This window comes from Vibrio sp. 2092, from assembly GCF_033339635.1.
Classification (GTDB): Bacteria; Pseudomonadota; Gammaproteobacteria; order Enterobacterales; family Vibrionaceae; genus Vibrio; species Vibrio alginolyticus.
Genome location: NZ_JAWOUY010000006.1, coordinates 112,062 through 137,983, shown reverse-complemented (window position 1 = coordinate 137,983; position 25,922 = coordinate 112,062). Strand labels below are relative to the sequence as shown.

The 25,922-nt window shown below is 46.0% G+C and carries 24 protein-coding genes and 1 riboswitch; of the genes, 14 read left to right on the top strand and 10 right to left on the bottom strand.

Going from position 1 to position 25,922, the window contains the following annotated elements; genetic code table 11:
- Window positions 1-15 precede the first annotated feature (15 nt).
- From cysD to cysC, 4 genes are all read left to right on the top strand, one after another.
- Window positions 16-924, top strand: a complete 909-nt coding sequence (gene cysD, locus R7P80_RS12600) for a sulfate adenylyltransferase subunit CysD (RefSeq protein ID WP_005379592.1) — start codon at window positions 16-18, stop codon at window positions 922-924.
- A gap of 18 nt (window positions 925-942) precedes the next feature.
- Complete coding sequence (cysN, locus tag R7P80_RS12595) at window positions 943-2,373, top strand: sulfate adenylyltransferase subunit CysN (RefSeq protein ID WP_017633444.1); 1,431 nt, start codon at window positions 943-945, stop codon at window positions 2,371-2,373.
- A gap of 250 nt (window positions 2,374-2,623) precedes the next feature.
- Window positions 2,624-4,348 carry an SLC13 family permease gene (locus R7P80_RS12590; protein ID WP_054574242.1) on the top strand — a complete coding sequence of 575 codons (1,725 nt, stop codon included), beginning with the start codon at window positions 2,624-2,626 and terminating at the stop codon, window positions 4,346-4,348.
- 24 nt (window positions 4,349-4,372) lie between these two features.
- Window positions 4,373-4,990 carry an adenylyl-sulfate kinase gene (cysC, locus tag R7P80_RS12585; RefSeq protein WP_033906013.1) on the top strand — a complete coding sequence of 206 codons (618 nt, stop codon included), beginning with the start codon at window positions 4,373-4,375 and terminating at the stop codon, window positions 4,988-4,990.
- Between the two features lie 89 nt (window positions 4,991-5,079).
- On the opposite strand, the gene R7P80_RS12580 is transcribed toward cysC, so the two are convergent.
- From R7P80_RS12580 to R7P80_RS12550, 7 genes are all read right to left on the bottom strand, one after another.
- Entirely contained in the window at window positions 5,080-5,985 is a 906-nt protein-coding gene (locus R7P80_RS12580) for a TIGR03899 family protein (protein ID WP_005379599.1), read from the bottom strand.
- A gap of 322 nt (window positions 5,986-6,307) precedes the next feature.
- Window positions 6,308-6,802, bottom strand: coding sequence for a DUF3299 domain-containing protein (locus R7P80_RS12575; RefSeq protein ID WP_005379600.1), 495 nt, complete (start codon window positions 6,800-6,802; stop codon window positions 6,308-6,310).
- Between the two features lie 4 nt (window positions 6,803-6,806).
- Window positions 6,807-8,066 carry an ABC transporter permease gene (locus R7P80_RS12570; protein ID WP_213891728.1) on the bottom strand — a complete coding sequence of 420 codons (1,260 nt, stop codon included), beginning with the start codon at window positions 8,064-8,066 and terminating at the stop codon, window positions 6,807-6,809.
- Window positions 8,063-8,791 (bottom strand): ABC transporter ATP-binding protein, encoded by a 729-nt coding sequence (locus R7P80_RS12565; RefSeq protein WP_005379603.1) that lies wholly within the window; start codon window positions 8,789-8,791, stop codon window positions 8,063-8,065. The genes R7P80_RS12570 and R7P80_RS12565 overlap by 4 nt, the downstream gene beginning before the upstream one ends.
- A gap of 52 nt (window positions 8,792-8,843) precedes the next feature.
- A complete protein-coding gene (gene zrgA / locus R7P80_RS12560; RefSeq protein WP_025768357.1) occupies window positions 8,844-9,497 on the bottom strand; it encodes a zinc uptake protein ZrgA in 654 nt (217 codons plus the stop codon).
- A gap of 133 nt (window positions 9,498-9,630) precedes the next feature.
- Window positions 9,631-9,930: a DUF2607 family protein gene (locus tag R7P80_RS12555; protein ID WP_005379608.1), complete on the bottom strand. Its 300-nt coding sequence runs from the start codon at window positions 9,928-9,930 to the stop codon at window positions 9,631-9,633.
- 226 nt (window positions 9,931-10,156) lie between these two features.
- Window positions 10,157-10,708: a YtfJ family protein gene (locus tag R7P80_RS12550; RefSeq protein ID WP_213869768.1), complete on the bottom strand. Its 552-nt coding sequence runs from the start codon at window positions 10,706-10,708 to the stop codon at window positions 10,157-10,159.
- A gap of 215 nt (window positions 10,709-10,923) precedes the next feature.
- Here R7P80_RS12550 and R7P80_RS12545 point away from each other — a divergent pair, with 215 nt between their 5' ends.
- The gene (locus tag R7P80_RS12545; RefSeq protein WP_005379612.1) at window positions 10,924-11,124 is read left to right on the top strand and encodes a DUF1107 domain-containing protein; all 201 of its coding nucleotides are present in this window, start codon (window positions 10,924-10,926) and stop codon (window positions 11,122-11,124) included.
- A 70-nt stretch (window positions 11,125-11,194) separates the two neighbouring features.
- Here R7P80_RS12545 and msrA read toward each other — a convergent pair whose 3' ends face one another.
- Window positions 11,195-11,833, bottom strand: coding sequence for a peptide-methionine (S)-S-oxide reductase MsrA (gene msrA, locus R7P80_RS12540; RefSeq protein WP_017820282.1), 639 nt, complete (start codon window positions 11,831-11,833; stop codon window positions 11,195-11,197).
- A gap of 167 nt (window positions 11,834-12,000) precedes the next feature.
- On the opposite strand from msrA, the gene R7P80_RS12535 reads away from it, so the two are divergent.
- Genes R7P80_RS12535 through R7P80_RS12520 form a run of 4 tightly spaced genes read left to right on the top strand, consistent with a single transcriptional unit; the run spans window position 12,001 to window position 18,278 of the window.
- The gene (locus R7P80_RS12535) at window positions 12,001-13,713 is read left to right on the top strand and encodes an autotransporter assembly complex protein TamA (RefSeq protein WP_005383121.1); all 1,713 of its coding nucleotides are present in this window, start codon (window positions 12,001-12,003) and stop codon (window positions 13,711-13,713) included.
- A complete protein-coding gene (locus tag R7P80_RS12530) occupies window positions 13,710-17,474 on the top strand; it encodes a translocation/assembly module TamB domain-containing protein (protein ID WP_017820281.1) in 3,765 nt (1,254 codons plus the stop codon). Before R7P80_RS12535 ends, R7P80_RS12530 begins: the two co-directional genes overlap by 4 nt.
- Before the next feature lie 44 nt (window positions 17,475-17,518).
- Complete coding sequence (locus R7P80_RS12525) at window positions 17,519-17,866, top strand: gamma-glutamylcyclotransferase (protein ID WP_033906019.1); 348 nt, start codon at window positions 17,519-17,521, stop codon at window positions 17,864-17,866.
- A 49-nt stretch (window positions 17,867-17,915) separates the two neighbouring features.
- Complete coding sequence (locus R7P80_RS12520) at window positions 17,916-18,278, top strand: DUF2799 domain-containing protein (protein WP_005379633.1); 363 nt, start codon at window positions 17,916-17,918, stop codon at window positions 18,276-18,278.
- A gap of 73 nt (window positions 18,279-18,351) precedes the next feature.
- Here the strand turns inward: R7P80_RS12520 and ppa are convergent, their stop codons facing one another.
- Together ppa and fbp are read right to left on the bottom strand one after the other, a co-directional pair.
- Window positions 18,352-18,882 (bottom strand): inorganic diphosphatase, encoded by a 531-nt coding sequence (gene ppa, locus R7P80_RS12515; RefSeq protein WP_005379635.1) that lies wholly within the window; start codon window positions 18,880-18,882, stop codon window positions 18,352-18,354.
- Window positions 18,883-19,009: 127 nt separating this feature from the next.
- Window positions 19,010-20,026, bottom strand: coding sequence for a class 1 fructose-bisphosphatase (gene fbp / locus R7P80_RS12510; RefSeq protein ID WP_005383114.1), 1,017 nt, complete (start codon window positions 20,024-20,026; stop codon window positions 19,010-19,012).
- Window positions 20,027-20,338: 312 nt separating this feature from the next.
- On the opposite strand from fbp, the gene mpl reads away from it, so the two are divergent.
- The 5 genes from mpl to thiQ all read left to right on the top strand — a co-directional run bounded on the left by mpl (window position 20,339) and on the right by thiQ (window position 25,912).
- Window positions 20,339-21,697, top strand: coding sequence for a UDP-N-acetylmuramate:L-alanyl-gamma-D-glutamyl-meso-diaminopimelate ligase (mpl, locus tag R7P80_RS12505; RefSeq protein ID WP_054728440.1), 1,359 nt, complete (start codon window positions 20,339-20,341; stop codon window positions 21,695-21,697).
- A gap of 5 nt (window positions 21,698-21,702) precedes the next feature.
- Window positions 21,703-22,341, top strand: a complete 639-nt coding sequence (locus R7P80_RS12500; protein WP_025768362.1) for a flavin prenyltransferase UbiX — start codon at window positions 21,703-21,705, stop codon at window positions 22,339-22,341.
- 37 nt (window positions 22,342-22,378) lie between these two features.
- Window positions 22,379-22,515, top strand: a riboswitch (TPP riboswitch).
- A gap of 72 nt (window positions 22,516-22,587) precedes the next feature.
- Window positions 22,588-23,580 carry a thiamine ABC transporter substrate binding subunit gene (thiB, locus tag R7P80_RS12495; RefSeq protein ID WP_104978741.1) on the top strand — a complete coding sequence of 331 codons (993 nt, stop codon included), beginning with the start codon at window positions 22,588-22,590 and terminating at the stop codon, window positions 23,578-23,580.
- Window positions 23,581-23,621: 41 nt separating this feature from the next.
- Window positions 23,622-25,208, top strand: coding sequence for a thiamine/thiamine pyrophosphate ABC transporter permease ThiP (gene thiP, locus R7P80_RS12490; RefSeq protein ID WP_017820277.1), 1,587 nt, complete (start codon window positions 23,622-23,624; stop codon window positions 25,206-25,208).
- Window positions 25,208-25,912 carry a thiamine ABC transporter ATP-binding protein gene (gene thiQ, locus R7P80_RS12485; RefSeq protein ID WP_005379648.1) on the top strand — a complete coding sequence of 235 codons (705 nt, stop codon included), beginning with the start codon at window positions 25,208-25,210 and terminating at the stop codon, window positions 25,910-25,912. The genes thiP and thiQ overlap by 1 nt, the downstream gene beginning before the upstream one ends.
- Window positions 25,913-25,922: the final 10 nt, after the last annotated feature.

Below are 25,922 nucleotides of genomic sequence, written 5' to 3'. Positions count from 1 at the left end.
AAGGAAATACAAAACATGGACCAACAACGTTTAACTCACCTTAAACAACTCGAAGCGGAGAGTATCCACATCATCCGTGAAGTTGCGGCTGAGTTTGATAACCCAGTCATGATGTATTCGATTGGTAAAGACTCATCAGTGATGCTGCACCTAGCGCGTAAAGCTTTTTACCCAGGTAAGATTCCATTTCCATTGCTGCATGTCGACACCGATTGGAAGTTCCGCGAGATGATTGAATTTCGTGATCGCACCGCGGCCAAATACGGTTTTGAGCTTTTGGTACATAAGAATCCAGAAGGTCTAGCCATGGGCTGTAGTCCGTTTGTTCATGGTTCTTCTAAGCACACTGACATCATGAAGACTCAAGGCTTAAAACAAGCGCTGAACAAGTACGGTTTTGATGCCGCCTTTGGTGGCGCGCGCCGCGATGAAGAGAAATCACGGGCGAAAGAGCGCGTGTATTCATTCCGCGATAAGAACCATACATGGGACCCTAAAAACCAACGTCCTGAGCTATGGAAGACGTACAACGGTCAGGTTAATAAGGGTGAGAGCATTCGTGTATTCCCACTGTCTAACTGGACTGAGCTTGATATTTGGCAATACATCTATTTAGAAAACATCGAGATCGTGCCGCTTTACCTCGCGGACAAACGCCCAGTTGTTGAACGCGATGGCATGCTGATCATGGTTGATGATGATCGTATGGAGCTTCAACCGGGTGAAGTGATTGAAGAGAAGAGTGTGCGCTTCCGTACCCTTGGTTGTTATCCATTGACTGGGGCTATCGAGTCTGAAGCAAACACTTTAACTGGCATTATCGAAGAGATGCTGGTGGCAACGTCGAGTGAGCGCCAAGGCCGAGCGATCGACCACGATCAGTCAGGATCGATGGAGCTTAAGAAACGTCAAGGTTACTTCTAAAGGATCTAAGGAAAGATAATGAACAGTGCAGTTGAAGCTCAATTAGCCGAGCTTGGTATCGAAGGCTATTTAACACAACACCAGTACAAGTCGTTACTTAGATTCTTGACTTGTGGCTCGGTGGATGACGGTAAAAGTACATTAATCGGTCGCTTACTCCATGACTCAAAACAAATTTATGAAGATCAGCTAGCGGCAGTGCATTCAGACAGCCAACGTGTGGGTACCACGGGTGAAAAGCCCGACCTTGCGTTGTTGGTCGATGGCTTACAAGCTGAGCGAGAGCAGGGGATCACGATTGATGTGGCTTACCGCTATTTCTCGACGCAGAAACGTAAATTCATCATTGCAGATACTCCTGGACACGAGCAGTACACACGTAACATGGCTACAGGCGCATCGACATGTGACTTAGCTGTGATTCTGGTTGATGCACGTAAGGGCATTCTCGATCAAACTCGTCGTCACTCTTTCATTTCCAACCTGTTGGGTTTGAAGCACTTTGTTGTGGCGATCAACAAGATGGACTTAGTGGATTACTCCCAAGAGCGCTTTGAAGAGATCCGCGATGAGTATCTGAAGTTCTCTGAGAATCTGACAGGGGATATTGATATTCAAATCATCCCGATCTCAGCGCTTGAAGGGGACAATGTGGTGGATAAAGGCCAAAACCTGACTTGGTTTAAAGGCCCATCACTGCTTGAGCTTCTTGAAACGGTCGATGTGGATCAAGAAAAAGGCGCGGGTGAATTCCGCTTCCCTGTGCAATACGTTAATCGTCCTAACCTCGATTTCCGTGGTTTTGCGGGGACCATTTCTTCTGGTTCGATCAAAGTCGGTGATGCCATTAAAGCATTGCCATCGGGTAAAACGTCAACTGTGGCACGTATTGTGACCTTTGATGGTGATATCGAAGAAGCTCGTGCCGGATTAGCTGTCACTCTGACGCTAAGCGATGAGATCGATATTAGCCGTGGCGATTTGATTGTTCTAGATAATGCTCAAGTGGAAACCACAAACCATTTGCTTGCCGATGTGGTGTGGATGACAGAGCAACCCCTGCAACCGGGTCGTGACTATGACATCAAAATCGCAGGTAAGAAAACCGTAGGTCATGTTGAAGCGATTCGTCATCAATATGACATTAATAATCTCTCGACTCATAGCTCGGCAGAGCTGCCATTGAATGGTATTGGTTTGTGTGAATGGTCTCTTAATGAGTCAGTCGCGCTGGACAATTATCAAGACTGTGCAGATACCGGTGGCTTTATCATTATCGATCGTCTGACAAACGTGACGGTTGGTGCTGGCATGGTTAAAGAGAGCCTCGCCGTGGTTGAGCGCGATTTGACGGACATCTCTGCGTTTGAAGTTGAGCTTAATGCGCTTGTCCGTAAACACTTCCCACACTGGGAAGCAAAAGACGTCAGCCAGTTTCTGAAAAAGTAACTGGCTCACCCAAGTACGATAATTTCAGGCACTGTTTGCTGTTGTACTTGGGGTGTCGCTACCTAACTGAATTGCGAAATGTCGTTAGGTATTCTCCTAATACCAGAGTGCTTCGGTGGAGCCCAAGAAACCGAGCATTCTGATGTTCTTTTCGCTTGCGCTGATTTTTGTCTGTTTGCTCGTTTGTCGGTGATTCATGGATAAATGAGTCGTTGTTGTGCCCTTTAGGGCTATTTGGTAAGGAAAGGCTATGTGGGAACAAGGGTTTGTGTTAGCGATTTTGCTTGGCATTATCACTTGCTTGCTTGTCACGAAAATTAAGCCTAGTTATGTCTTTGCGGGTGCCGCTTTTATTGCATTCATGGCTGGGATGATGGATTCAGCCACTATCGCATCCAATTTTACCAACTCTTCATTGTTAACCCTGGTTCTATTGATTCTTGCATCCTGTGCTCTAGAAAAAACACTGCTGATCAGTTGGGTGAGCCGAAGTATCTCTGAGGGCCAGTTAGGCAGCGTGATTGCTAAGCTCGGTGTATCGACAGCCTTGCTCTCTTCATTTACGAATAATACCGCTGTGGTTGTCTCATTGATTGGGGCGATTAAGCGTAATCAGCAGCATGCACCTTCGAAATTACTTATTCCCTTGTCTTATGCCGCCATTTTTGGTGGCACGTTAACTTTGATTGGTACGTCGACTAACTTAATCATCAACAGCTTTGTCGAAGACGCAGGCTTACCGAGCCTGAGCTTTTTTACACCTACGATGATAGGTTTGGCTGTGCTGGTGGGAGGGATGCTGATTCTTATCCCACTGAGCTACTTGCTACCGAATTATGATGATCAAAATCAAGAAGATTTACCTTACTTTCTTGAGTCTCGCGTTGAGCCAGGCTCACCGCTAGTTGGGCGTACGATCAGCGAGAATAATTTACGTGCGCTGCGCAAACTGTTTCTTGCAGAAGTGGTGCGCGATGGTGTTACTGTTTCTTCTGTGGGACCGGATTTTGTGCTCAATGCAAAAGACCGCCTGTTATTTTGTGGCGATGTTGAGAGCGTCGCGACCCTGCAAGAAATTCCGGGCCTCAAGTTGTTTGGTCAGCAGCACTTAAATGGGCAAAACTTTATCGAAGTTGTGGTGAGCTCGTCGGCGACATTTTGCTACAAAACCCTCAAAGAGAGCCGATTCCGCGACCGATTCGATGCCGTTGTTGTGGCGATTCGCCGAGGCCACGAACGCCTAGAAGGTGGCTTGGGTAGTATTGCCTTAGCGCCAGGAGACACGTTAGTTCTGGTTCCAGGAAAGCGTTTTGAGTCTGAACGCCGAGCTCATCGTAAAGAGTTTGTTTTAGTGCATGACTTGGACTCTAGCGCTCGGCTTGATACGAATAAGTCTTCTATTGTATTACTGGGCTTTGCAGCCGTAATTGGATGCGCTCTATTAGAGTTAGTACCGATTATTAAAGGTCTAGCTGCGTACCTTATCGCGCTTATTGCGTTTGGTATTGTGCAGATTTCAGAACTGCGCCGCCGTTTTCCGATCGATATCGTCGTGATTGTCGGTTCCGCTTTGTCTATTGCTCAACTGATGATCTCTTCTGGATTGTCAGAAAGAATGGGAGTGATGTTTATTGAAGCGTTTAATGGCTGGGGAGTATTTGGTGCCTTGGTGGCGACTTATATCATGACATTGGTACTCACTGAATTGGTGACAAACAATGCCGCGGCTGCGCTTTCTTTTCCTATCGGCTATAGCATGGCGGTGGGTTATGGCGTGGATCCGATGCCATTCATCATGGCGGTTTTGTTCGGCGCGAGTGCGAGCTTTATCTCTCCCTACGGTTACCAAACTAACCTGCTGGTGTACAGCGTAGGAAATTACAAATTGACCGACTACGTGAGAATTGGAGTGCCAATTTCGATTGTGTACTCTGTATTAGTACTTACTTTGATCCCGGTCTTTTTCCCGTTTTAATTCCGATATTTACAAGGATACGTTATGACTGCCGAAACGACGGTAAAAGATGAAAACATTGTTTGGCACCAGCATTCGGTTGATAAACAGTTTCGTGCTGAATTAAAGAAGCAAAAACCTGCCGTATTGTGGTTCACTGGTTTATCTGGAGCGGGTAAATCAACCGTAGCAGGGGCGTTGGAAAATCGCCTTGCAGCATTGGGTTACCACACCTATTTATTGGATGGTGACAATGTACGGCATGGTTTGTGTAGCGATTTAGGTTTTTCTGAACAGGACCGTCGCGAGAACATTCGTCGCATTGGTGAACTGGCGAAGTTGATGGCAGATGCGGGTTTAATTGTTCTGTCGGCGTTTATTTCACCGCATCGTGCAGAGCGGAAGTTAGTGCGCGATTTATTGCCAGAAGGCGAGTTTATTGAAGTGTATGTCAATGCATCTCTAGAGGTTTGCGAAGGTCGAGATCCTAAGGGTTTATACCGTAAAGCCCGTGCGGGAGAGATTCCTAATTTCACTGGTATTGATTCGGAATATCAAGCGCCAGAGAACCCTGAAATCGATTTGCCCGCAGGAGAAAAGAGTGTCGAGGAGTTGGTGGATTTGTGCTTAATCGATCTTAAACAACGCGGTGTGATCCGATAAAAAAGCATTTAGATCATAGGTGACCTAAAGCTCTTTGAGCGGCTGGAGAAGTATTTGGATCATAGGTGGTCAAATGCTTCTCCAACTGGCTAGACAGTATGATGAACCGTACTTTTAGCTTCACTATGGACACTAAATCTATGATTTAACAGTGCAAGCATTTGATCGTAGTATTCGGCATGTGGTTTGTTTCCGAGCAAGGTACAGAGCTCATTGCCTGTGGGTGTGAAGCGGTAATATAAAAGGCGGACACCTTTACTGTTTACGTTCAGCGACAAGTTTTTACCTTGGTAGGTGAGGACCAACGGTGTCTCGATACTAATTTCGCCAGATTCAAGTTCGGCACTGTGCAGCAGCCCTAATTCAATTAAGAGCAACAAGCTTGAATACGGCAGTTGAAAACTTCCCATATTTAGGCTGTTGGCGACGTCTCGCTTGCCGAAGCTAAATATGCCTCCTTGCGCTTTGTAACCAATCAGCAGTTTTCTGCTGTGATCCCCTCCAAAACTGCACGCTAAAGAGGCGGCTCTTTGCAGAGTTTGTGCTTCCTTTGGTGACATATCTTTGAGGGTTTTCAACGCTTTCATGGATGTTGAACCCGGATTGGTCACTTCACGCTTCATCACTTGAGCCCATAGCTTTTGCATCGCGCTGTTATGGATGTCTTGAGCCATCTCAAAAAATCGATGCAACCAATCTTGGTCTGGCTCTCCCGCTGTCTCATCTCGGCATGAACTGTGCGCTAATTTTAAAATCTGTTCTAAGTTTTTTTGTCGCTGTTCTTGGCGTCTTTGCTCTCGCAATTGGGCTCTTTCAAACGCAGATTTGGCTGGCGGTTCGGTTTGCAGTAAGGCGTCAAGACCGTGTATTTGGGCAATGGTTTTTACCTTACTAGCACTGTCTTTTATGTAGCCTTGTTTCTTTTCTTGTTGCGTATTTTTTTTTGTGTCTGACTGATGTTCGATGACAACAGGTTGCTTTGTCGGGTCTGCCATTCGTTTTCCTACCAAGAACTGCGCGGTTCGCACGTTTAAATTTACACCTTATCTGACCAAGCGACCAGACAGGAGTTCTCAGTTTTTGAACGAATAGGGCTATTCAAAATGATAATGAGTTGTTAAAATTGTTATCGTTATTTTGGAGGGGCTATGAAGTTCTCAGAAGCAGGTAAACTCAAAAAGCACCTGTCGATAGCGTTTCTTTTGGTTATTTATGTGGGCGTATTAGCGTATTTATCTCGTTATATCGTGTAGCACAAAGCTAAAAAAGGCGCCAGTGTGACGCCTTAGGTGTAGCGAGGCTTATCGACGACTTAAATTACATATCGTCGTAGGCTTCTATTTCTGATCCCTCAATAACGTAAGCCGTTTCTGCCAGTTCGTGGTTTATCGTCTCGGTTTTCAACGTTCCAACCACATATATAACATCCCACAACTCTTGAACAGGCGCGCCTTTCGGAAACTTCACGTAAATGATCTGGTTTGGAGGCGGTGGTGGCACGTGAATACAAGCTCCAAAATATGGCACCAATAAAAATTCGGTGACGGTATCGGCATCACCTTCAAGTGGGATAACAAACCCCGGAATTTTAACTTGGCTTCCGTTCAGTTCTGGTCGAACGTTACCAATCTTGGACTGCTGGGCTGCGCCACCACTGTGATCAGATGCGGGCATGCCTATACTGTCGAACAATTTACGCTCTTTTTCTGGAACAAGGTCAATCCAGTCAAGCTTTAATGGTTCTTCGCTGGCCATAACAGGCGCTGTGAATGCGACGACCAGCAAGCAACTTGCGAGTATTTTTTTCCACATTTTATTAAATCCTTATTGTCATTCCGTCACTCAGTGACTGTCGGTAGGCGCGGAGTGCGGGAATGAAACCAATCACAATACCAGCGCATTGTACGAAACCTAATAGCATCCACTCATAAGTAGATAAGATGCTTAAGGTGAGATGTATTCCATAGTGCTGTTGGATGATCGGCTGCGCGATAGCCAGAATGGCATACAGCCCAGTAACGCCAGTAATAATACCAGCAGCAGTGAGCAAGCTGGCTTCACTAATTAATAGTGAGAAAACATGACGAGGCCTTGCTCCCATGGCTCGCAAAATCGCCATTTCACGGCGGCGTTCCTGTAGGCTAGTTAATAGACTGCTTAACATACCTAACAACCCTGCGATCACGACAAAACCAGATACTGCCATTAGGGCTTGCTCTGCAACCGACATCATTCCCCATAACTCATGCAACGCAACGCCGGGCATAATGGCGCTGAGCGGCTCTTTGGGGTAGGTGTTAATTTGTCTTTGCAGGGCGAAAGTTTGAATACGAGATTTCAAACCAACGAGCATAGCGGTAATTTGTTTGGGCTGAAAGTCTCTGTTTTTGAGATCTTGTGCCTTGGGTGTCGGGCCCAAACGCGCACCACTTTCCCATCCGACGTGAATGGCTTCGATGGCTTCCAATGATACATGGACAGTTTTGTCGACTGGTGTTCCTGTAGGTGCAAGGATACCGACAACTTTAAATGGCAGATTGTCATGACGGCTAAAGCCAACGTCGCTAATGCCGTGGGCAATGATGATTTCGCTACCGATATCATAACCAAGTTGTTTAGCGACATCAGAACCTAGCACGGTTTCAAATAAACCATTGAATTCTCTGCCCTTGCTAAATGTTAGTGGTTGCTTACTTCCAAACTTGTAATGCTCAAAGTAACTGTGATTGGTTCCCATAACTCGGAAGCCTTTATGCGAGTCGCCAAGCGAGATTGGAATAGCCCAATCGACTGAACGATGATTGACAAACTCTTGGTAGCTTTTCCAATCGATGTTGTTGGTCGCATTACCAATACGAAACACAGAATAGAGCAATAGGTTCACTTGCCCAGAGCGTCCACCAATAATGAGGTCAGTGCCTGAAATTGTATTGGAGAAGCTATCCTTGGCTTGAGTTCGGATACGCTCGACGCCCAAGAGGAGTACCACTGAAATCGCAACGGTCATGATGGTTAGAATTGCCGTCGCTTTGCGGTTCATCAAGCTTTTCCAGGCGAGCTTTACAACAGCACTCATGATATGGCTCCTAGGCTAGATACTTGATTAATGTCGGGTAGATTGAGCGTGCGATCGAATAAGGGTTCGAGTGTTGGGTCGTGGCTAACGAATACCAGTGTGGCATTGGCTTGATTCGCTTGCTCCATAAGGAGCTCAATAAATGCTTTACGATTGTCATAGTCTAAAGCTGAGGTTGGTTCGTCAGCGATCACTAACTCTGGATGTCCTATCAGAGCTCGAGCCGCAGCCACACGTTGTTGTTGACCAATACTCAATTCAGAGACAGGGCGTGTATGAAGCTCGTTTGGCAAGTGCAGTCGTTCTAGTAGGGCCTGAGCCTGTTCATTTAATGTTTGAGATGAGGCACCTAAATGGGCACGGTCACGTCGTATTTTACTGAACTGACATGGCAATAATACGTTTTCAAGTACGTTAAGGTACGGCAATAAATTGAACTGTTGAAAGATGTAGCCAATATGATTGGCGCGAAAGCGGTCTCTCTGACTGGCACTTAAACTAGCAAGGTCAGTATCGAGTACAGATAGAGAGCCTGAAGTTAATGTGTTAATCCCCGTCAACAAAGCGAGCAAGGTCGATTTACCGCAGCCACTTGGACCTTTGATAAACACATGCTCGCCTTGTGTAATGTGTAATTTGGGGATGTGGATGGTTGGGTTGGTTGAACCGGGCCAGAAAAATTGGGCATCCTCTAGCTCGACAACATTTGGTGTGGTTTCAGTCATATTAAATCACCAAAGCTGTGGCGTGTAAGTGGGTACTCACACGCCACTCGTGTTATTTGATTACGATTTGGGTGTTATCTTTGCTTAATTTAATTGCTGATTGCATGGTATCAGTGAATATATTGACGCTGATGGACTCTGTAGTTGGGAATTGGTTAAACCAATCGGTTTGGATTTGGCTAAGCTGATTAACTTGTTCGCAATTGAAGCGATATTGCACCGAAAATTCACCGTGACCGCCATGATCGTGCGCCTCATCATGATCGTCATGGTGGTCATGTTTATCATGATGTTCATTATGATCATGGTGTTCGTGTCCTTCATGATCGTGATGTGCATGGTCATCATGGTCGTGCTCACTATGATCATGTTCCTCATGAGTTTCGCTTAGGTTGTGGCTCACGTAAGCTTCTTCAACATTACAATCAGCTTGTGAGTTAATAGCGAACAATGCGTTGCTGTCTTCGAGTGTAGCGACGGCTTGTTTAAGCGCTTGCTCTTGTTGTGCGTTTTCTGGAGCATGTTCGAAACCCACAACATCAGCTCCAGGAGCTGTGATCTCTACTAACAGATCTTTGCCATCTTGGGCGATATTAAACTCGACGTGACCATGCACATGAGCACCATGCTGGCGGTATTCGTTTGCATTCGCTGCTGTCGATAAAGTGAGGCCAATAGCAAGGGCTAAAACGTGTTTTGATGACATTGTATTTTTCCTAATTTTACTGGCATTAACCAAAGGCGGTATTGCTCAGATTCGAGTTTCACTAAGTTATTGTTCCTGACACACTAGGTGCGGAAATGAACTCAATAATTTTGAGTGTGGAATAGTTTGGAAATTAAGCAAAATAAGGAGGGGCACGAGCAGCGCCAAGAACTTCTTCGCCGTACACGAGATGCAAAAAAACATGATGATGCTGGGCGCGCGTAAAAGTCGGTGTAGAGAGGGTAGGTTGTACCTTTGCTATACCGTGCTGAACACCAGAAAATAATTGGCAATGATGATGGGTATGATGGTCGGGCGTCAGATCGACTTGATGGAGTACAACCGCAAAGTTCCAAGCGATCAGCAACGCAACACTGAAAAATAAAGCAGTGCGATACCAATATCTTAGTGTTTTTTGCTGGTGGTGGTACATCTGAGCTCCTCTTACCGACTGTTATAATATAACACCCATAATGAATAAAAGTTCACTCTTTTGTTGGCTAGCAGAAAAATTTAACTCCACACATACGTGCCGAAAAATATTGGTAATACTCTCTGTGGAAGTGTCGCACTTATAAAGAGCAGAGTTGTCACTGCCCATGCTTCTAATCAAATTCATATAGCTCCTTACAACAAGAACAAGGAGCCATTCAATGAAGCTAGATGTTCTGTCTAATAAGCTCAATGACTTTTGTTATCTCATCTTGCTCAAGTGCGCCCTCTTTGACAAACAGAACTTTGCCCGTTTTGTCTTGAACAATAATGGCCGAACTTTCTTCTTTCAGGTCCCAAGTATTAGCAACTACGCCATTTTCATCAAGAACCATGGATGACCATGGGAACTCTTTTTTGCTGTCTTGAGCTGAAGACTTCACGAAAGAGCCTGTCCCCCAAATTGCATCATCTTGGTTGATGATAGTTGTGGTCTGGTAGCTTTCTTGTGGAAAATTTGCCGCTGTTATTGCCGACATTAAAGGGGCATTCATTTCTTTTGAACTGCTACGGCCTGCAATGGCTTGAATGACACGAACTTTGCCTTGCATATGTTGAGTTGCCCAGGGTTGGTATGCAACGCCTTCGCCTTGTAAAACAATCTCGCCGTAAGCGGCAACATTGACAGGAGGAACGCTTTTTCCCACTGACAAGTTGTGTGCAAAGGTCAAGCTTGGCGTTAAGGCCAGTAATAGAGGTAGGAGAGTCTTAGTTTTCATATTGTTATATTCCGTACGAGGTTTGGAAGCTTCCAGTATATATCCAGAACCTAGAAATTTGTAGGACCGTTGGTAACATTTATTTAACGTATGGAGTGGTGTAATCTTGCGTTATATTTAGAATTTGCTAAAATGAGTTCCGTCGCAAATTGCGCATTAAGATTGCAGAGGAAAAATAAGCAATCCGTGTTTTCTCAAAGGAATTGAGGTGAGTTATGCTACGTGAGTTTGCTGTATATCGACCATTACAAGTGGCCCGTTTTGTTAAAACGTTGTTCAAAGGTCAGTTTTTTATTGTTGGGGTTGGCTGTTTTCAGTTCGACAATGGCAAAGTGTTACTACCTGACGTCAACGATCATAAAAGGCTCACCATCTTTAAAGAAGTCAACCAAGTGATAGCATCATTATCGGCTTAGTTAGCTTGGTACCCACTTAGATTTAGAAAAGAGCGACCATATCGGTCGCTCTTTTTGTTGCTGGTTAGGTTTATCCTTGGAGGCTTGGTGGGAAGCAAACTCCCGTTCCTCCGATGCCACAGTAACCATCAGGGTTTTTCGCCAAATATTGCTGGTGGTAGGTTTCCGCAAAGTAATACGGACCTGCTGGTTGTATTTCGGTGGTGATGTTCGCGCGTTGCTCTTCTTGCAGTGCTTGCTGATACAAGAGTTTCGATTTCTCTGCGCTCTCGAGTTGCCCCGTCGAATAAGTGTAAATTGCAGAACGATATTGAGTACCTAAGTCGTTACCTTGACGCATTCCCTGAGTTGGGTCGTGTTTTTCCCAAAAAACAGCCAGTAGCTTTTCTAATGAGATGACGCGTTCATCGAAAACGACTCGTACGACTTCTGTATGACCCGTTTTACCTGTACAGACCTCTTCATACGTGGGATTGGGTGTGTACCCCCCAGCGTAACCGACCGAAGTAGATACAACGCCGTCGAGTTGCCAAAATACGCGCTCAGCGCCCCAAAAACAGCCCATTCCGAGCAAAATCTGCTGTTGGTGTGACGCAAGAGGCGCCTTTAGGTTAGATTTATTTACAAAATGATGATCGTCAATCTGCATTGGTTGATCTCTACCTGGCAAGGCATCTTCTATACTGATCAATGTTTGTTTGTTGAGCATGGTATTTGTCCTTCAATACGTGTCTTAAATTTGCGAACTTTTTCATTTCGTCTGTATCTGATGCTGTGATGACATAGACCGCGTTAAACCTATTAATATTACAGACTTAGAATCTAATTGGCGTTATCATTATTTACGTTTACTTAACCTCATTCAGCCATAAAAGCATGATAAAAAAAGCTCTCCCCACCATTGTTGGCCTGTTTGCCTTTTCTCATGGTGCCTATGCCGATGTTTCTTTGACTTTGAAAGGCATTGATGGCGCTTTAGAAGAGAATGTCAGTGCGTATCTATCATCTATTCCAGAGAAGGATTACTCCACTTCTCTGCGTTTTCAAGCGAGATTAGATCAAAGTATCACTGAAGCGCTTAACGCGCTTGGGTATTATCATGCAAAAATTTCATACTCTATTCCTGAAGCGAATGATGAGTTAATTGTGCTCATCAAGCCGGGCTTGCCAGTGAAAGTGAAAGTCATGGATGTGGTCATCACTGGAGAGGCTAAGGACGATGAAGAGTTTGCAAAACTTATTGAGCGCTCTCCGCTAAAAGTTGGTCAAGTTTTGAATCAAGGCCAATACGACAGCCTTAAGTCAGGCATTCGTAACTTGGCGCTTCAGCGTGGTTACTTCAATGGTGAGTTTACGCTAAGTCGATTAGAGGTTATCCCTGATCTGAACGAAGCTAATGTCCGTTTGCACTACAGCAGTGGAATACGTTTCAATTTTGGCGACGTTTCTTTTATTGGCAACCACATCTGGGAAGACCGTGTCGCATCACTACAACCTTTTAAAGAAGGGGACCCATACAACGTTTCGAAGCTGGGCGAGTTTAACCAGAAGCTATCAAATACGGAGTGGTTTTCCTCAGTTTTTGTTGAGCCTGAATTGGATAGGCTTGATGATGGCCGAGACTTGCCAATTAAAGTGTCTTTATCTCCTGCTTCGAAGAATCAGATCGAGACGGGTATTGGTTACTCAACGGATGTCGGCGTTCGAGGAACGTTGAAGTGGAAGAAACCTTGGGTGAGCTCCCGAGGACACAGTTTCAACACTGCTTTATCCCTATCTAAGCCAGAGCAAACCGTGACTGCTTCTTACAAAATTCCTTTAGAAGATGTCGCTAACGATTATTATCAAGTTCAATATGGGCTTAAAAACCTAGACAACCGTGACACGCAGAGTATCGAGTCTAACCTTGCAGTGGAGCGTCATTGGTTAGCAGACGGTGGTTGGCATAATACCGTTTATGTTCGTCATTTGTACGAGAGCTTTACGCAAGGTTTACAAGATGATGAATTCAACTTCGTACTTCCAGGTGCGACATTTTCTCGGACTAGGGTTCGAGGGGGCAATATGCCAATGTGGGGAGACAAGCAAAGCATCACTATTGAGTATGGTGATACCGCTATGCTTTCTGAAACTAGAGTGCTCCGCTTAATTGGCTCGACTTCTTGGATTCGTGGTATTGGAGAGAATCATCGTGGTTTGTTCCGCTTAGAAGGTGGTGCGAATATTACCGATGAACTTGAAAAACTATCACCGTCGCTGCGTTTCTTCGCTGGTGGTGACAATAATATTCGTGGTTACGGCTATGAATCTATTTCACCTGTGGATGAGAGTGGCGCCCTGACGGGGGGTAAATACATTGTTAGCAGTACATTAGAATACCAATATCGTGTTTATGGAAACTGGTGGGCTGCAACGTTTTACGATATTGGTGATGCGTTTAATGAAACACCAGATTGGAAATCAGGTGCTGGTGTTGGTATCCGCTGGGCGTCTCCGGTGGGCCCTGTTAGTTTTGATTTTGCATGGGGGTTGGATGCAAAACCAGAACGAGAGTTTCGTATCCACTTCTCATTGGGGCCTGAGCTATGATCAAAATGATGTTTAAGTGGACCAAATGGCTGTCGCTCAGTTTGATTGGTCTATTGCTGTTGCTCATCATTATTGTCGCGACAGTTTTATTTACCCACCCAGGCCTCAAATTTGCCTTGTGGGGAGCCGAAAAAGCACTACCACAATTGCAGATTGAAAAAGTGCAGGGTTCATTGTTTCCTCGCTTCGAACTGCATAACGTCAGTTTTGTCGATGAGTCTTTGAATATCGACGCCAAAGTCGAGCGTTTAGCTTTGGCAGTGAACTTCCGCTGTTTCTTTGACCCTAAGGTCTGTGTCGATGAGTTAAGACTGCAGGGGCTTGACTTTAAGATGCCAGAGCTACCGCCAGCAAGCGAGGAGCAAGAGGAAACACCACCACTGCGTTCTATCAGTACGCCAGTGCCAATTTTTGTTAATAAAGTCAGCTTTAATGACATCAATGTCAATGTGCTGGGCAATCAAATTGATTGGCAAACATTCTCGACCGCTTTGTCGATGCAGGGTGATCGTTTGGTGATCGCACCTACCGCGTTGAAAGACATTAATGTGGCTTTAGCACCAAGTGAGGCTAAACCTGAAGCGGCTGCCGAGGAGCCGAAAGAAACTGACGTTACGCCGCAAGATATTGTGTTACCCGAAGTATGGATTCCACTGACGGTTGAAGCGCGTCGTCTTGATATTCACAATTTCAAACTGGCGGGTGAAACGCCAGTGATCGTCAATCATCTTGGTTTGGTTGCAAGAGCAGGCGGTGAACGTGTTGATGTCAAAACGTTAGAGCTCGACATGCCAGAAGTGGAAGGCAAGTTGAGCACACAAGTGACGCTTTCTTCTGATTACCCTATCAAAGCGCAATTGGACGCGTTAGTGAAGCAAGCGGATGCGAAGGGACAAAAACTGTCGCTTTCGGTCTCGGGTTCGGTTGGTGATTTGTCACTAAATGCTACGCTTTCTGAGCTTGTACAAGCGGAGATCAAAGGTGATATTCAACCGCTTAAAACACAGTTGCCGTTTGATGTCGCGATTAAAAATGTACAGGCGCAATGGCCGCTATTTGGACAAAGCGATTACCAGGTTTCTGTACCAAGCTTGGCGGCAAAAGGCTCACTTGATGGCTACGAAGTCGCATTAGAAACCAAAGCTTCGGGCAAAGATATTCCCGCCGTTGATGTCGCACTAAACGGCAAAGGTACGCTAGAGCAAATTGACCTCGAAAGCCTTGTAGTGAAAACCTTAGGGGGCGAACTCTCTGGGAAAGTCATGGCCAATTGGGCCGCGCCAATCAACTGGCAAGCTGACTTGAACCTGAAAAACATTCAACCAGGTTTACAATGGAAAGAAGCTGAAGGGGATATCAGCGGTAACCTTTCGACTTCGGGGTCGTTAACAGAACAAGGCGGTTGGCAAGTCAGTTTGCCTAAGTTAGACATTGACGGCATTTTGCGAGGGTATCCGCTGAATGTTGAAGGGCAACTTGAAGCGTCTGATAAAAACGGCAAAGGCGACGACATCCAACTTACCACTCAGGGTTTAGCGCTTTCTCATGGTCCAAACCAACTCAGTGCAAAGGGTAAGATCGATAAGCAAATTCTGATGGATGTTGAGGTTAACTTCCCTGATTTTGCGAAAAGTGTTCCGGATCTTGCAGGTAAAATGCAAGGTAAAGTCGCACTACGTGGTAGCTTGAAAGAACCAGACATCAATCTTGATCTCGCTTTAAATCAGATAAACTGGCAGCAACAGGCGAACGTAGAAACGATCACCTTAAAGGGTGATGTGAAGCCTCTGCCAGCACCAAAAGCGAACATAAGCCTAATTGCGAACAACATTACCTATGACGACATAAAAGTTGATAGTGCTGACCTTGAAGTCTCTGGGGATGAAAAACTGCATCAACTGACGCTCGATGTAGTGTCTGACCTGGTGTCGACCAGTTTAGAAATTGAAGGGACATTCCAGCAGAAACCAGAAATGATTTGGAATGGGGCGCTGCGCCGCTTGACGCTGAGCTCGCAACAAGGCCCGTGGGCGTTGCAAAAATCGACCGCGGTGAAGGTCAATATCGACAAACAGATCGCGAACGTTCAAGCGCATTGTTGGTTGCAAGCGGAGTCGAGCGTATGTCTAACCGAAGACATTAGTGTCGGTAAGAGTGGCCAGGCGAAGTTAGCCATCAATGATTTTGATTTTGACCAAATCAAACAATTCCTGCCGCCAGAAACCAAGCTGCAAGGCTCGGTTAATGCACAGGCTTTTGCTAAATGGGCACCAGAGAAAAAGCCTGAAGTAACCTTAAGTGTCAATATGCCAAAAGGCCAAGTTGAACAAGCGCTTGAACAGCCAATTAAAGTCGGTTGGGAAAGCTTCAACTTTAAAGCAGCATTAGCGAAAGACAAGCTTGATGCCGAGTGGCTATTTGATGTGAAAGATAACGGTGACTTGTCTGGTAAGGTTTCTTTACTGAATGTCTCGTCTGAAAAGCCCACTATTGATGGTAAGGTTTCACTCTCTACGTTCCACTTGGACTTCTTGGCACCGTTGATTGGTGAGTACAGCTTGTTTAAAGCAAACATGAATACTGACCTAGCGATATCAGGTGACGTTATGCATCCGAAGGTGAACGGTCAGTTCTTGATTGACCAAATGAAGCTACAGGGTGAAGTCACACCGATAGATATAAACTCAGGGCAGGTCGTCATCAACTTTAAAGGTCATCAAGCGGACTTGAATGCCGGAATTTTAACCCCGGATGGTGAGTTGAACGTTACCGGTGATGCCGACTGGCAGGACTTACAGAACTGGCGCACTAAAGCGCGTGTATTTGCTAAAGAGCTCAATGTTGATTTGCCTCCAATGGTAAAAATCAAGGTTGAGCCTGACATGACAATAGATGTGACCCCTCAGCTTGCGAAAATTGAGGGTGATATTAATTTGCCATGGGGAAGAATTGTCGTCGAAGAGCTTCCACCAAGTGCGGTAGGTGTATCGAGTGATACCGTTATTCTCGATAAAAACTTGCAACCAGTGGACGATGTGGCTGCGATGCCGTTTGATGTGGAAACGAACATCAACATTAAAATTGGTGATGACTTCCAACTTGCCGCTTTTGGCTTAAAAGGTGGGTTGAAAGGGAACCTAAACGTGACACAAAAAGACAAAGGTCCTTTCATCGTTGGTGAAGTGAATGTTGTTGACGGTTCTTATCGTTCGTTTGGTCAGGACTTATTGATTAAAGAAGGTAAGATCCTGATGAATGGTCCACCAGATCAACCTTACTTGTCTATCAAAGCGATTCGTAATCCAGACAATACCCAAGATGATGTCATTGCGGGGGTACAAGTGTCGGGCCCAGCATCTGATCCGAGTATAGAAATTTTCTCAGAGCCCGCGATGAACCAAGCCAATGCACTTTCTTATCTACTTCGTGGTCAAGATATTGATGGTGAAGCCGGTGGTAATGCAATGACGACTACCTTAATTGGTTTAAGCTTGGCGAAGAGTGGTCGTGTGGTTGGTGAAATCGGTGAAGCCTTTGGCGTACAGGATTTACAGCTGGACACTGCTGGGTCGGGCGATGACTCGCAAGTGACGGTGAGTGGTTATATTCTGCCAGGTTTGCAGGTGAAATATGGTGTCGGCATCTTTAACTCCCTAGGTGAGTTCACTGTGCGTTACCGATTGATGCAAGACTTGTATTTAGAAGCGGTATCTGGTGTAGATAGCGCCGTTGACCTACTCTATCAGTTTGAGTTCGATTAAAGTGCTTTAACCTAAGCATACACAGTCATGACTAAGGAGTGGTTATGCAGCATTTGATTTTTGTCTACGGCACGTTACGCAAGGGAGAGTACAACCATCAGTATTTGCGCTCGGCGCAGTTTCTTGGTTTACATGAAACGGATGCTCAATTTGCAATGTATGACTTAGGCCCTTATCCAGCGTTGTCTGATGGGCAACGCTCGATTCAAGGTGAAGTGTATCTGATTGATGATGAAACCTTATCCGAGCTAGATAGGTTAGAAGATGTGCCAGTGGAATATCGCCGAGAGAGCATCGTTACGCCGTTTGGCCAAGCTTGGATCTACTTATATCAAGATACTGAGCAATTAACCGAAGAAATCGCTTCCGGAGATTGGTGTCAAAAGGTGTGAGCTATACTGACATTATCAATAGCAACGAGCTAAACACTAAGGAGTCACGATGAAAACATTCGTAATTGGATCAATGGCGTTGCTTCTTGCTGCATGCGCACAAACAACACTACCGACTTCGAATAATGTGACCGATTGGCAAGTGTTTGGTAAGCAGTCAGCTTTAGATGGATTACGGGAGTTATCTGAGGAGCGAATTGCGAAGCTGGATGATGTTAACCATGCGACGGCAGAACTGATAATGGCTTATCAAGCGGGTTACCAGCAAGGCAAGCAAGAGTATTGCGAGCAAAGTGCTTATATGCTCGGTGTTATCGGGCGGCCGTATTTTGGCATTTGTGATGATGTTGACCCCTTCTTTCAACATGACTACGACGCTGGACGAATGTCTTCAGCAGGCGCACCTATCTAGTTGACACAGGTAAGATGAAAGCAAAAGAGCTGCCCTAGAGCAGCTCTTTTTAATTTTGTATCAGCAGTGATGCTTATTTTTTCTGAGCTCGCTCGTAAGATTCTAGGATTTCAGCTTTGGCGGCAGCAACATCTGCCCAACCATCCACTTTCACCCATTTGCCTGCTTCAAGCTCTTTGTAACGCTCAAAGAATTGCGTGATCTGCGCTTTCAGTAGTTCTGGGATATCGTCCACATCTTGGATGTGCTCGTACTCTTTCGAGATTTTTGAGTGGGGAACCGCAAACACTTTTGCATCTTCACCCGATTCATCTGTCATCTTCAAAACGCCAACAGGACGGCAGCGAATGACTGAACCTGGCATGAGTGGGTATGGTGTTGGTACCAATACGTCGACTGGGTCGCCATCAAGAGACAGGGTATTGTTCACGTAGCCATAGTTGCATGGGTAGAACATTGGTGCAGACATGAAACGGTCGACAAATACAGCACCAGAGTCTTTATCTACTTCGTACTTGATTGGATCTGCATTTGCAGGAATTTCGATCACGACATAGATATCTTCAGGCAGCGACTTGCCTGCTGGTACATGGTTTAAGCTCATTAGAATATTCCTTTTCATTAACGATGAGTCACACAAAAGCGGCTTCATCTGATGATAAATTCGCGTTTCACTTTAGCGACAAAAACGCGGCAGGTAAACACCTGCCGCGTTGGACAAAGGTCTGAAATTATTCTTCGTCGCGGTGCAGTTCAAGGAACTCTTCAACTTTGCGAACCATGTTCTTCGAACCCACAAAGAAAGGTACACGCTGGTGCAACTCAGTAGGCTTGATGTCCATAATGCGATTCACGCCGTCCGATGCAATGCCGCCAGCTTGCTCAATGAGGAATGCCATAGGGTTACATTCGTAAAGCAGGCGTAGCTTGCCTTGCGGGTGGCTTTGTGTGCTTGGGTAAAGGTAGATACCGCCTTTCAGTAGGTTGCGGTGGAAATCAGCAACCAGCGAGCCAATGTAGCGAGAAGTGTATGGGCGACCGTCTTCTGGCACGTTTTCTTGGCAGTACTTGATGTACTTCTTCACCCCTTGAGGGAAACGAATGTAATTACCTTCGTTGATGGAGTAGATCTTACCATCATCAGGAATCATCATGTTTTCATGAGAAAGACAGAAGCTGCCGATAGATGGGTCGTAAGTAAAGCCGTTTACACCGTTACCAGTTGTGTATACCAACATGGTGGAGGAGCCGTAAATTACGTAGCCCGCAGCCACTTGTTTGTGACCAGGTTGTAGGAAGTCTTCTTCAGTTGGTGGGGTACCGATTGGAGAAACACGACGGTAAATCGAGAAGATAGTACCAACAGAGACGTTCACATCGATGTTAGAAGAACCATCAAGTGGGTCCATCAGTACTACATATTTGGCGTTTTGGTTGAGTTCTTTATTGAACGCAACTGCTTCGTCTTCTTCTTCACTGGCAACGCCACACACTTGATCACGAGCTTCAAGCGCGGCTTTAAACTTATCGTTCGCGTAAACATCGAGCTTTTGCTGATCTTCACCTTGGACATTTTCCGTGCCTACAGCACCAGTGATATCACCGAGACCCGCTGCGTTGATTTCGCGGTTAACGATTTTTGCAGCTAAACGAATGGAGGCTAAAAGGGATGATAGATCACCGCTAGCGTGGGGGAAATCCGCTTGTTTTTCGACAATGAACTCGCCTAGGGTGCGCAGTCCTGACATGGTTAATCCTTACATTTTCATTTCATTGGGGGTAGTGCGCAAGTGAGCATCTCTTTATGGATGTTAAACGATTGCGCTGGATGTAAGTTTAAGTCGCAGATCTTTTTAATGGTAATGAAGTAACTGTTTGAGATCTCAATTTATTTGTAGACTTGTTTGAGGGATTCATCAGTAAGCAAGAGGTTGTACAGTCTGTGTTCAACCTTGTCATATTTGTGAAAGGGACTGCAAGAAGAAGGCTAAAGTCACTCGCTTTTCAGGCGGTAATCGCGATAATGAAAGCATTAAAAAACGCATTACAAGGTTTAGTTTATGCACATTCATATCTTGGGTATCTGTGGCACATTTATGGGCGGCGCAGCGATTCTAGCGCGCCAATTAGGACATAAAGTCACTGGTTCTGATGCCAACGTTTATCCGCCAATGAGCACACTGCTTGAGTCTCAAGGTATTGAAATTATTGAAGGCTTTGACCCGTCTCAACTCGACCCCCAACCAGATCTTGTGGTGATTGGTAATGCGATGAGCCGTGGCAACCCTTGTGTCGAGCATGTGCTCAACACTAACATGCGTTACACCTCTGGCCCGCAGTGGCTCAACGAGTTTTTGCTGCATGATCGTTGGGTATTGGCGGTATCGGGTACACATGGGAAAACGACCACGTCGAGCATGCTTGCTTGGATACTTGAAGATTGTGGTTATCAACCGGGTTTCTTAGTCGGTGGGGTACTCGGTAACTTCGGAGTGTCTGCTCGTTTGGGTGAAAGTATGTTTTTTGTCGTTGAAGCGGACGAATATGACAGTGCTTTTTTCGATAAGCGTTCTAAGTTTGTGCATTACCATCCTCGCACTTTAATCATGAACAATCTTGAGTTTGATCATGCTGATATCTTCGATGATCTAGAAGCGATCAAGCGCCAATTCCATCATTTAGTGCGAACGGTTCCCGGCAATGGCTTAATCTTAGCTCCGAAGCAAGACCAAGCTTTGGCGGATGTATTCGAGCGTGGTTGCTGGACAGAAAAGCAGTTTTCAGGTGTTGATGGCGACTGGCAAGCGCACAAATTAGTGCTTGATGGCTCAAAATTTGACGTTGCGTTGCAAGGCGAGAAGGTTGGTACCGTCGAATGGAATTTGGTGGGTGACCACAATGTGGATAATGCGCTGATGGCAATCGCTGCTGCACGACATGTTGGAGTCACTCCGGATCTTGCTTGCCAGGCATTAGGGCGTTTCATCAATACCAAGCGCCGTTTAGAGCTGAAAGGTGAAGAACAAGGTGTGACGGTTTACGATGATTTTGCTCATCACCCAACGGCAATTGAACTTACTGTCGGTGGTTTGCGTAACAAGGTAGGTGAAAAACGCATCCTTGCTGTGTTAGAGCCGCGTTCTGCTACCATGAAGCGTGGCGTACACAAAAACACACTTGCAGAGTCACTACACAGTGCAGATGAAGTCTTCTTGTTCCAGCCAGATAATATCGAGTGGTCTGTGCAAGACATTGCCGACCAATGCACACAGCCAGCGTTTGTCGATGCGGATATAGATAACTTTGTAGCCAAGATCGTTGAACGTGCGCGACCAGGTGACCAAATTCTAGTCATGAGTAACGGTGGCTTTGGTGGTATTCACGGAAAACTTCTTGAGCAGTTAAAACAAAAAGCCTGATTGATATGCAAAACAAAACACAACCCTCTCATAAAAAAGCCATCACGTTGGCATTAACGGGTGCTTCTGGTGCTCCCTACGGCCTTCGTCTTTTAGAATGCTTGGTTGCGGCGGATTATCATGTCTACGTTCTGATTTCTTCGGCGGCTCGTGTTGTGATGGCAACCGAGCATAATCTTAAGTTGCCAAGTGGCCCAGAAGCGGCGCAGCAAGCATTGGTAGAGCACCTGAACTGCAATCCAAATAACATCACCGTTTGCGGTAAAGACGATTGGTTCTCGCCGGTTGCGTCTGGTTCTGCTGCACCTAAGCAAATGGTGGTTTGCCCATGCTCTGCGGGAAGCGTTGCGGCCATAGCACACGGTATGTCGGACAACTTGATCGAACGGGCCGCTGATGTAGTAATGAAAGAGCGCGGGCAGCTGTTGCTCGTGGTTCGCGAAACGCCATTTTCAACGCTACATCTGGAGAACATGCACAAGCTATCGCAAATGGGCGTCACCATCATGCCAGCAGCTCCAGGCTTCTATCATCAGCCAAAGAGTATTGAAGACTTAGTGGATTTTATGGTGGCGAGAATTCTTGACCACTTAGGTATTGAGCAAGGTTTGGTGCCTCGTTGGGGTTATGACCAGCGCTCGTGAGCTGATTGTGTAACCACTCAAATACCTTTACAATCCATCCAACTCATCGGGGAGCAAACCCATTTAGCATTGAGTCAATCAATGCATTGGGGCGCTGAGACCTAAGTGTTTAACTAGGGACCCGTATTACCTGAACCAGATAATGCTGGCGTAGGAATTGAGTCTGGATATTGGAAGTCCTTAATAGCCGCCTCAAACCCTGTGCCGCTCAACTTATTTCTCTGAAATACTCATGGAGAGCGAGCAGTGAAACCCACTCTAAATCTGATTGCCCTAGCTGCAATTACTTCAACTTCAGCGTTTGCTGCTGAAAACCCATTAACTATTTATACCTACGATTCTTTTGCCGCAGATTGGGGGCCGGGTCCTAAAATCGAGCAAGCTTTTGAAGCAAAATGTGGCTGTGACGTTAACTTCGTAGCGTTGGACGATGGTGTGTCGATTCTGAATCGTCTTCGTCTTGAAGGCGGTAATAGCAAAGCGGACATCGTATTAGGTTTGGATAACAATCTGATGGCAGAAGCGAAGAAAACCGGTCTGCTTGCCGAGCACAATGTAGATACGTCCAATACAGTGTTACCAAACGGTTGGAGTGACACGACGTTTGTACCGTACGATTACGGCTACTTCGCGTTTGTGTACAACAAAGAGAAACTGGCTAATCCGCCGAAAAGCATGAAAGAGCTGGTGGAAACGCGCGACGATCTGAAAGTGATTTACCAAGATCCGCGGACTTCAACGCCGGGCCAAGGCTTAATGCTATGGATGAAATCTATTTATGGCGACGATGTGACGCAAGCGTGGCAGAAGCTAGCGAGCAAAACCGTAACGGTCACGAAAGGTTGGTCTGAGGCGTATTCTATGTTCCTCAATGGTGAGTCCGATTTAGTGCTTTCTTACACCACTTCACCTGCGTACCACTTAATTGCGGAAAACGATTCGAAGTTTGCTACGGCGAATTTTGCTGAAGGCCACTACATGCAAGTTGAAGTAGCCGCCAAAGTGAAAGGGGCAAAAAACTCAGAACTTGCTGATCAATTTATGAGTTTCATTTTAAGTGATGAGTTCCAATCGGCGATGCCAACGGGTAACTGGATGTACCCAGTCACTGACGTTGAGTTACCTAAAGGTTTTGAAACTTTGAGTGTTCCAAGCAAGTCGTTGAGCTTTAGTGCTGATGAAGTGGCAAAAATGCGTAAGTCTTGGATTCGCGAATGGCAAAGCGCATTGACGTTTTAGCTGACGTTTCCATCCTCATCTGAATGAGATAGGTTTTACCTTTGAATTCTGTTCCAAAAATAGGTTTAGGGGTCGCGATGATCATCGCGACCTTTGTTATTTCTGCCCTAGGTGCTTTGATTGTTCAAGCCCCTTCACTTGATGTGTCTGTGGTATGGGGCGACCCGTACTATCAACATGTCACCAAGTTCAGTTTCTACCAAGCGTTTCTTTCCACATTGCTCAGTGTTGGCTTTGCCATTCCAGTAGCGCACGCACTTTCGCGTCGCCAATTTATTGGTAAATCATTACTGCTTAAGCTGTTTGCATCGACACTGGTGTTGCCGGTTTTGGTTGGTGTTTTTGGGCTGTTAGCGATTTATGGCAACAGTGGTTTGTTGGCGCAGTGGTTGCAAAGTTTCGACACTAAACTGCCATTCTCTATTTACGGTTTGAACGGCATTTTACTCGCCCATGTGTTCTTTAATTTACCTTACGCGGCACGATTGCTTCTGCAAGCCTTGGAGTCTATTCCTGCCGAGCAGCATAAGCTTTGCGCGCATCTTGGGATGAGCCATTGGGATAAGTTTCGCTGGGTAGAATGGCCGCGTTTAAGGCAGCAGCTTCCCCACGTTTGTGGGTTGGTGTTTATGTTGTGCTTTACCAGTTTTGCCACTGTAATGGCGTTGGGGGGCGGGCCAAAATCCACCACCATTGAATTGGCCATTTACCAAGCGATTAAGTTTGATTTTGATTTACAAGCTGGGGCGTTATTGGCGCTGTGGCAGATGCTGTTATGTGGACTGCTTGCTATTGGAGTGCAGAAGTTAACAAGGCCTGTTTCTATCAGTGCTGGAAGCACATCGGTACAGCAATATTTAACGAAGGATCATGGGTGGTCAAAAGCTTGGGATAGCTTTTGGATCATAGGTGCCTTTTTACTGGTAATACCGCCGTTATTGATGGTGTTACTGAGTGGCATCAACCAACAAGTTTGGACAGTATTAACCGATGAGCGTTTTTGGTCTGCGCTATTGAACTCCCTCAAAGTCGCCTGTGTCGCTAGCGCGCTTGCGGTCGCTGCAGGGGTGTCCATACTATTGACCAGTCGCCGTTGGCGGTTGCAGTACAAAAACACGCGAGCTGATCAGATTGAGTTAATCGGCACCGTTATTTTGGTGACTCCAGGTCTGGTGATTAGCACCGGTTTATTCTTACTACTGCGCGCATTTACCGATGTTTTTAGCTTGGCATTTTTTGTCGTGATTTTGGTGAACGGTTTGATGGCTTTGCCTTACGTGATCAAAACGCTAGCGCAGCCAATGCTGCACATTGAACAACAGTATCAGTATGTATGTGCCAGCTTAGGCATGCGTGGCTGGCAACGGTTTAAAGTGGTGGAGTGGCAGGCGCTACGCAAGCCGTTTGCACATGCGTTTGCGATCAGCTTTATGTTTGCAATAGGGGATTTAAGTGCCATAGCACTGTTTGGTGGACAAGAGTTTCGTACCTTACCTCTGTATTTGTTCCAGTTGCTTGGCAGTTATCAGATGGACGCAGCTGCGGTGGTATCGGTGACCCTATTGTTGTTGAGTGTGGGCTGTTTTGCCTTGATTGAGAAAGTATTGAAAACGAAGGAGAGAGCGTAATGTTAGTGTTGGATGATGTGCAGTACACCTACCAACGTGAACTGTTTCGTTTTGACTTAACGATTGAGCAAGGACAGATTGTATCGCTGATGGGACCAAGTGGGGCAGGGAAGTCAACCTTGCTGGCGTTGGTGGCAGGATTCATCCATCCTGACCGTGGTGATATTTGTGTTGATGGTGAGTCCATTGTGCGTAAAGAGCCTTATCTGCGTCCGTTCTCTATGTTGTTCCAAGAGCACAATTTGTTTGCTCACTTATCGGTGCGTGACAACATCGGTTTGGGCTTACACCCAGGGCTAAAGCTTACGGTGGACCAAAATCGTCAGATTGAACAAGCCGCGCAGCAAGTTGGTGTTGCAGAGTACCTCGACCGTTTGCCAGAGCATCTTTCTGGTGGCCAGCGTCAACGTGTTGCCTTAGCGCGTTGTTTTGTTCAGCCTCATCCCATGTGGCTGTTGGATGAGCCGTTCTCGGCGCTTGATCCGGTGTTGCGTGAAGAGATGCTGAGCTTGGTAAAAAAACTGGCAGCAGAGCGGGGAATAACCGTATTGATGGTCACGCACCATTTAAGCGATGCCAAAGCGATTGCCAGCCACTTTGTGTTTGTGGCGGATGGTAAAGTGGAAGCCGCGGGTGATATGTCTGCATTGAGTGAACAGCATGCTAGTGAGAAGCTTGCGGCATTTATCCGAGCCGCATGCTAGTGCCTGATAG